This is a genomic window from Methanomethylovorans sp., assembly GCF_050177135.1.
Classification (GTDB): Archaea; Halobacteriota; Methanosarcinia; order Methanosarcinales; family Methanosarcinaceae; genus Methanomethylovorans.
In genome coordinates this window covers 1-7,444 of sequence record NZ_JBFXHJ010000113.1, presented here as the reverse complement: position 1 = coordinate 7,444, position 7,444 = coordinate 1, and the positions used below count along the sequence as shown (strand labels likewise).

General features: G+C 42.4%; 6 protein-coding genes. 3 read left to right on the top strand and 3 right to left on the bottom strand.

Features of this window, described 5'->3' with window-relative positions:
• The first annotated feature begins 181 nt into the window (after window positions 1–181).
• From AB7U21_RS09060 to purQ, 3 genes are all read left to right on the top strand, one after another.
• Window positions 182–814, top strand: a complete 633-nt coding sequence (locus tag AB7U21_RS09060; protein ID WP_333787572.1) for a CDP-alcohol phosphatidyltransferase family protein — start codon at window positions 182–184, stop codon at window positions 812–814.
• 62 nt (window positions 815–876) lie between these two features.
• Complete coding sequence (gene purS / locus AB7U21_RS09055; protein ID WP_428388454.1) at window positions 877–1,125, top strand: phosphoribosylformylglycinamidine synthase subunit PurS; 249 nt, start codon at window positions 877–879, stop codon at window positions 1,123–1,125.
• Window positions 1,125–1,823, top strand: coding sequence for a phosphoribosylformylglycinamidine synthase I (purQ, locus tag AB7U21_RS09050; RefSeq protein WP_428388452.1), 699 nt, complete (start codon window positions 1,125–1,127; stop codon window positions 1,821–1,823). The genes purS and purQ overlap by 1 nt, the downstream gene beginning before the upstream one ends.
• 2 nt (window positions 1,824–1,825) lie before the next feature.
• Here purQ and rnhB read toward each other — a convergent pair whose 3' ends face one another.
• The 3 genes from rnhB to AB7U21_RS09035 are packed head-to-tail and all read right to left on the bottom strand — an operon-like array spanning window position 1,826 to window position 7,132.
• A complete protein-coding gene (rnhB, locus tag AB7U21_RS09045; protein ID WP_428388450.1) occupies window positions 1,826–2,476 on the bottom strand; it encodes a ribonuclease HII in 651 nt (216 codons plus the stop codon).
• A 40-nt stretch (window positions 2,477–2,516) separates the two neighbouring features.
• Window positions 2,517–4,772, bottom strand: a complete 2,256-nt coding sequence (locus tag AB7U21_RS09040; protein WP_428388448.1) for a type II secretion system F family protein — start codon at window positions 4,770–4,772, stop codon at window positions 2,517–2,519.
• Window positions 4,773–4,789: 17 nt separating this feature from the next.
• Entirely contained in the window at window positions 4,790–7,132 is a 2,343-nt protein-coding gene (locus tag AB7U21_RS09035; protein WP_428388445.1) for a type II/IV secretion system ATPase subunit, read from the bottom strand.
• Window positions 7,133–7,444: the final 312 nt, after the last annotated feature.

Sequence of the window (7,444 nt, the reverse complement as noted above, 5' to 3'; positions counted from 1 at the left end):
TTTGATCACATTAGACCCTGGATGGATGTACCACCATTCTTCTTCCAGCATCAGGTAAAAATCACTCAAGTTCCTATTTAATGTTTTCTATATTTTACTGTATAATACTACTCATGCTCATCATAGAGCAGGTTTATACAGTTGTTTGCTTCCGGTCATAACAGATAACTAAAATAATATATTGTCAAAACCACTTAAGGGTAATGAGGGATGCATCATTTTCAGCAAGTTGAAAAATACCGTAAGGAAGGCTTTATTGCCTCTGGCCAAAGAAATACCCGTTTCTCCAAACACACTAACTGTTATAGGTCTCGCTGTGAGCATTGTAACAGCTATGATCTTCGCCAGAGGTTATGTGGTACTGGGTGGAGTGTTCATCCTTGTCAGCGGTATCTTTGATGTGCTCGATGGCGCCGTGGCCCGGGCTTCTAACAGGATGACAGCCTTTGGAGCTGTGCTGGACTCTGTATGTGACCGCTATGCAGATGCTATTATCTTTGTAGGCATCATTTATGGCCTTGTCAACGGGAGCATAGTCCCATATCCTTTGTTCCTTGTTCCGGATTGGCTCTGGTGTTCACTTGCCCTTATTGGCTCTTATCTTGTCAGTTATACAAGGGCTCGCTCAGAAGCCGCAGGCGCTAAATCTATGGATGTAGGTCTTGCTGAAAGGCCGGAGAGAATGATCCTTCTGGTCCTGGGTGCGTTCACCGGGTATTTAGTACCGGCCATCGCCCTGATCGTCATCCTTACACACATCACTTCCTTACAGAGGCTGATACAGGCAGAGCGCTCCCTGAGGACAGAACCATAAAGCGTTATTTTTAATTGCGTGGTCTGTTATACTATAGCAACTAACCCAACTGAGGATATAGAATGAAATATGAAGCTGATGTTACCATTGAATTAAAATCCGGTATGCTTGACCCGGAGGGTACTACAATTAAAAGAGCACTGGAACATCTGGGATATTCCCCGGAAAGTGTGAAGACCTCAAAGAAATATACCATCGCTCTTGAGTCAGAGAACATATATGATGCAAGAGAGAATGTGGAACAGATGTGTGAGAAGCTCATTGCAAATCCAATAATACACAATTATACTATCACCTTGAGGGAACTCTGATGACCGTTGCCATTATCCAGTTCGGCGGCAGTAATTGTGACCAGGATGTGCTTCACGTCCTGCAGGATGTTGTGGGTCTGGATGCACGACTTGTCTGGTACAAGGAAGATACCCTCTCTGGTTTTGAAGGTGTGGTGATCCCCGGTGGTTTCTCCTACGGTGATTACCTCAGGGCCGGTGCCATAGCAGCTCGCACTCCCATTATGGAATCAGTGAAGGAACTGGCTGCAGGGGGCAAGCCAATTCTTGGTATATGCAATGGTTTCCAGGTACTTACAGAATCCGGCCTGCTTGCCGGTGCCCTGACAACCAATATGTATCCCAAGTTCAGGTGCCAGCCTACCTGTCTGCGTGTGGAAAGCACAGGAACCCCATTCACCTCCAGGTTCAAAAAAGGTGAAGTGGTACGTATCCCCATAGCCCATAAGGAAGGCAATTTCTATGCCACTGAGGATACTCTGGCACAGCTGGAACACGATGATCTTGTGGTTTTCAGATATACAGATGCAGAAGGCCATGTTACTGATGAGGTCAATCCCAACGGTTCACAGGAGAACATCGCAGGCATTGTCAGCACCTCCCGTAATGTACTGGGCATGATGCCACATCCGGAGAGAGCTTCAGAGGATATCCTCGGTTCAAAGGATGGGCTTAAGATATTCGAGTCAATGGCAGATCACATAACAGGTTCTGCATGAACCTATTTTTCTTTAAGCACGTTCATAGCGGTCTTCCACGAATGCCTGACAAAATCCGGCAGAGTACCATGTTCCCTGCTCCAGTCTTCAAGGAACCGCTTTGTTTTCGGGTCTGAAGGATAACCGCTTCCCAGATCGATGCAAATTCTCTTTTCCAGTTCTTTTACCAGTTCATCCCTTCTTACCTTGGCTACGATGGAGGCTGCTGACACTATCGGATATGTGGCATCGGCCCGGTGTTCGGAAATCACTGTCAGCTCTTTAGACTTTTCAGGAAGCTTCTTTGCATACTGTGCTTTCAGGTTTGTACCGAACCTTACTGCATTCACATCTGCAGCATCGACATAGGCCATATCGGGCTGCAATTCTTCAAGCACCCTGGAAAATCCCAGGACCATTATCTGGTTCATGCTCATGACCTTACGCAATTCATCGATCTGCGAAGGTGATACCTCAAAAATGTAAACCTTTTGTGCATATTTCCTTATCTGATGTGCGAGATGCTCTCTTTTCTTAGGTGTGAGTTTCTTGGAATCTGCAACCCCCAGGTTCTTCAGGGAATCCAGCCTTTCCTCCTCGGCAAGCACTCCTCCGATGCACATCGGACCGATCACAGGTCCTTTTCCGGCTTCATCTATTCCTGCTATCCTCATCTCTTATTACAACCAGTGCAATGCATAAAAGTTGATATGGTCAGATGAACAGTGTGAAGATCAAAAAACCAATGGTCATCATGATTATTGAATGCTTAAGCCCGGACATCACGTTTCCTTCTCCCATGGCACCGGCCATAAGTCCGGAGCTAAGCCCCTGTATCAGGGCCGCATGCTTGAACAGCTGGGTATAGGCATCCAGATCAAAGCTTCCCAGGAAACCTCCGCTAGATCCCGAAGCAGCCATTTTCTCGCCAGCTGCGGCCATTTCAGAAAGGAAAGTAGTGGATATGACGAATATCACACCTACGAACACAAGGAAGGAAATATAGATAATAACGATATAGATCATCATGCTCATGCTTCTTTCCCGGCGCATGGCCTGTTCAGAGGCGGCATCCCTTGCGGCAACTATAAGGACTTCACCGATGTCACCGCTCGATTCATTTGCCTTGGTGATGAGAGAAAGAGAACGGGTTATAACCTGTGTTCTTAATCTGTTGGCAAAACGTATCAAGGAGTCATTGATTTCAAGACCCCAGGTAATATCGTTCCATATCTTTCTGGTCTCCTTGCTCAGGGAATTTGTATCTGATCTTGCCATCAGGTTTATGGAATCCCTCAGGGTCATACCAGTTTCGTTAGTGCTTGCCAGTTTTTTCAACATGTCAGGGAAATTGTTCTCTATCTTTTTTTTCTTCATATTCTTGATCTCATGGAATATTGCCAGTGGGATAAGAACAATGAAAAGTGAAAGAACAAGTTTGTCGTCAATGAAATCCACAAGTTGTGCAGGAGTGACAATAGTATGCATGTTTAGGGCAAAAGGTATCATCAGTACAAGCAATGCAAGAGGAACAGTAACTATGGCTGAGAAGAGGGGGTTAGCGAACATGGGAGCCAGCGGGTTCTTTAATGTGTTCTTTAAATTGAGCTGTTTTTTAGATCTGATAAAACCTTCATAATACTGCCTTTGCTTTACTTTCTCTTCATTCTCTTCGATGAGTATTCCATTTTCATCGAATTGCTGTTGCAGATGCTGAGGAACCTGGGGTATATCGTGCTTCATTTCGGCACGTGTGGGCAGAAGTTCTGGCTCACCCATCTCGCTGGGGGTGATTATACTTATCATTACCACGAACATCACGGAACCCACGGGCAATACTCCGTAGATCACGGCGTATATCATGGTGGTAGTACCAGATCCCATGACTGCCATCATGACACCCATTATGATAATGAACAGGGGACCAGCTACAAATGCAGTTACATACGACTCAGCCAGTAATCCCAATGTTTCCAGGAATCCCTTCTGGTCTGTTTGTGACTTCAGCAGGTAGCTTTCGGACTTATCCTGGAAGTACTTTGAAATGCTTCCACCACTATCAATGACCGTAAGCAGATTATACATGAGATCCTGGAAACGGTCAGAAGGTGTGATCTCACATGCATTGGAAAGGGCTGTTCTCAGATCATGGCCGAAATAATCCATGTCCCTCACAATTGCATCAACTTCCAGTGAAACTTCTCCATAAGTGTTCACGGACTTTGCAAGGGCTTTGAACATATCAATGATGTTCATACCCCCCTTGCTCATAGCATACATAAAGGTTACAGCGTATGGTAATTGCCTGTTGATCTTGCCTTTTCTTTCGCTTGCCTGAAAACCGGGATAGATCATGAACAAAGCATAGGTCACTCCACCCAGAGAGAATGTGGAAAATACTATTATCAAAAGGGCAATGAACAATTCCTTGAATTGTAGTAACCAGGCTGTGGATGAACCGAAGGTAAGTTGTGTTATCTGTCCGGGAAGCCCGATAACCGATACTATGGTATAAGCAACAAGCAATCCCAGGATGGCACCAGCGATACCACATAGAAGAGAGTAGAATATGGCATTGGAGATATACATCTCATATGACATCGGTATGCGGGCTTGTTTGAGTTGCATCTGCAGGTTAGCATAGCTGTCTTTCTTCTCCTGTATCTTGTCTCCAAGGATCACAAAAGGTATCTTCTTAAGGATGTTCAAATACAGGATCAATTTATTCTCTATTGGTGATCCAAGAGGATTATTTGCATTTCTTTTAACCTTTAATGAAAAAGAAGTAAGAAGATCTTCGATCAGAGCTTTTGGGTTTCCAGATCTTTTTTTTCTGGCCATTGGTCTATTGTTGGAAGCAGGCTGCTCTAAGACCTGATCATCTTGCAGCATGCCGTGCTCATCTGTATTTTCAGAAACCTGTTTTTCATTCATATTGGCCGTATCGATCTTATCGTTCTCGTTATTCATGAGCCGACCTGTGATATTCATTCAAGGTTCAGTTTCTTCAGGAGCTTTTCAGGTGTAGATTGGTATGAATTGATAGTGTCAGAAATTTCCTTGAAGTTAGTGTAATTATTTTTCACCATGTATTCTAATATTCTTTTTCGATTGCGCAGTTCTTGGTCTACCTTTGAACTTGTCCATCCTCTGCGCAGCCTTATATCCATAAGAGCTTTGGATTCACCTGTCCTTATGAACATATCCCTTTCTGAATCCCATACAAAAATATCGTTAGTGCGGATGTTCCTGGTATTAGGATCAATATCAGTGATCTCCACCAGTTTGATATTCCTTCTTACACGTTTACCTTTGGTATAGGTCTGGGATTGGATGCTCATGATGTCCAATGCCTGGATCATAGTACGGGGTACACTGATAGGCGGGTTCTCAAGCCTGTGGATCGCAGAAGCTACGGAATCCGCATGCATAGTGGAGAAAGTTGTGTGTCCTGTTGACATGGCCTGGAAAAGTGTTAGTGCTTCCTTTCCTCTCACTTCACCTACAAGCAGGTATTCAGGTCTTTGCCTTAAGGCCGCCTTAAGCAGGTCATACATATCCACAGCTCCACGTTCATCTGCAGTGAAAGAATCTCTGGTAACGCTGGGTATCCAGTTAGGATGAGGTAGTTTAAGTTCCCGTGTATCTTCCAGGGTAATGATCTTTGCCTTTTCAGGAATGAACAGGGAAACAGCGTTAAGGGATGAGGTTTTACCTGATGCGGTACCTCCTGCATAGATCAGGCTCTTATTATTTTCAATGCAAAGCCAAAGATAAGCCATGGATTCAGCTGAGAACGTACCCCATTTGATAAGGTCCACAGGAGTGATAGGAACATCACTGAACTTACGTATGGTAAAAGTACTACCATGTGCAGTGACACATGTACCCAGGGTCATCTGGATCCTGGACCCATCAGGCATCGCAGCATCTATCATGGGTTCTGCCACTGATATATGTTTTCCACTTCTTTGTGCGATCTGGATTATAAATGAGTTAAGTTCCTCTTCCTGAAAAACAATGTTTGTTGCAATGTTTGTGTGTTTTCTATGGTACAGAAATATAGGTAATTCGTGCCCGTTGCCTGAAACATCTTCAATAGAATCATCATGCATAAGAGGATCGATCTTATTGAACCATATGAAGTCCCTTTTAATATAGTAGGAAACTTTTGCCATCATCGCAGGTGTAACTTCAATAGAGTAATCTTTTATGATAGAGGCTATCTTCATATCCAGTATTTTTTCCTTGTCTCCTTCCTCATTTATTTTTTCGACAAGTAATACATCTCTAAGTCGATCCCTGATCTCCGTGAGAAATATTTTTTCAAAATCTGTCATTTCAGGTTCGACCACATAGTACAGATGATTGTTCCGCTCAGCATTATAAAGGATAACTACGAAAGTATAAGGTTCGTTGATCCAATAGCGTTCCACTTCCTGATATCCTTCAAGGCCACTAAAATGGGATATTTGGCCGTGTATAAGAGGATCATATCTTTCGATCTCTTTTTCTTCTTGTTGGAACAGGCTGCGGATCTTCTCTATGACCGAAGGTTTTCTTTTCAAGCCTCCTTCAGTTATAGTACATTCGATAGGATCTATTTTTTCGAGCACATCTTTTTTAATATCAACTGCATGTGCGTAATTTTCTTCTTCTATTTCATTGGTTATTGCTGATGATTTGATGGTTTTTTCTGTTGGTACTTTTTCAGTGTTTTCCTTTGCCACGGGTGTGCTGGTTTCGCTTGTGATCTCCTGTAAAAGTGTGGAGTTCTCAAACGATATATTTGGAGCATGTTCTAGGAATGGTATTTTATTTTCAGCATTCGGAAGGTCAGAAAGATGCTCTTTCTCTATATCCGTTCCATTCCTTATATGCTCTTCAATATTTCGTGACATTCCAAATTTAGGGGAACGGGGCACCAGTATTTCAATATCCTTTAATAAAGATTCAGCACTTTCACCAGTTTTAAATATATTTGCAACAGCATCATTTTGATCAGTTTTGTTTTCTGGTATGAACTCTTCAGCAGGTTTAGGAGCGCTTCCTTTCATTGCTGGCGGTATTTGATCTATTTGTGAGCCAGTGGTCTGCTTTTTGATCCTCGGACGATATATAGAGACCTCCGAAACATCCAGCTCTTTTTTTTCATCATCGATCAGGTTTTTGTTTTCAGATGTGTCCATCTCTTTTTGTTGTAATGTGTCAAGCTCATCTATAACACGATTTTCAATTGTTTCTTGAAGTGTCGTACCTTCTTTGTTTTCATGTATATTTTCCAGTTCCTCTTTTTTGTCTTTTTCTTTCACACTGGAATTCTCTGTCATTTTTCCACCAATCTCTAAAACATACTATATTATAAATTATATTATATTAGTTTTATAGATGATTTGTCTTTATATATAGTTATTGTTGCATCAATAATCCAAATATAATCCAAATTTTAAGCTCTCAATCCAAGTTCAATCAAGAGTCACTACCACAGTATGCTTTTATTCGTATTGTGTGTGGGGTGATAGTATCCTTTTATAAGCTAAGTATAAGGGTCTATCTGAAAAAGAAGTAGCAGGTACAAAATCTATGTAGAAACATATATATAAGATATGATTATAGATTTAATTGTTTATTTCCATCCTCTT

Bases quoted from the DNA above. Each gene is read 5' to 3' on its own strand.
- purS (WP_428388454.1), top strand. From the start codon at position 877: ATGAAATATGAAGCTGATGTTACCATTGAATTAAAATCCGGTATGCTT.
- purQ (WP_428388452.1), top strand. From the start codon at position 1,125: ATGACCGTTGCCATTATCCAGTTCGGCGGCAGTAATTGTGACCAGGAT.
- rnhB (WP_428388450.1), bottom strand. From the start codon at position 2,476: ATGAGGATAGCAGGAATAGATGAAGCCGGAAAAGGACCTGTGATCGGT.
- AB7U21_RS09040 (WP_428388448.1), bottom strand. From the start codon at position 4,772: ATGAATAACGAGAACGATAAGATCGATACGGCCAATATGAATGAAAAA.
- AB7U21_RS09035 (WP_428388445.1), bottom strand. From the start codon at position 7,132: ATGACAGAGAATTCCAGTGTGAAAGAAAAAGACAAAAAAGAGGAACTG.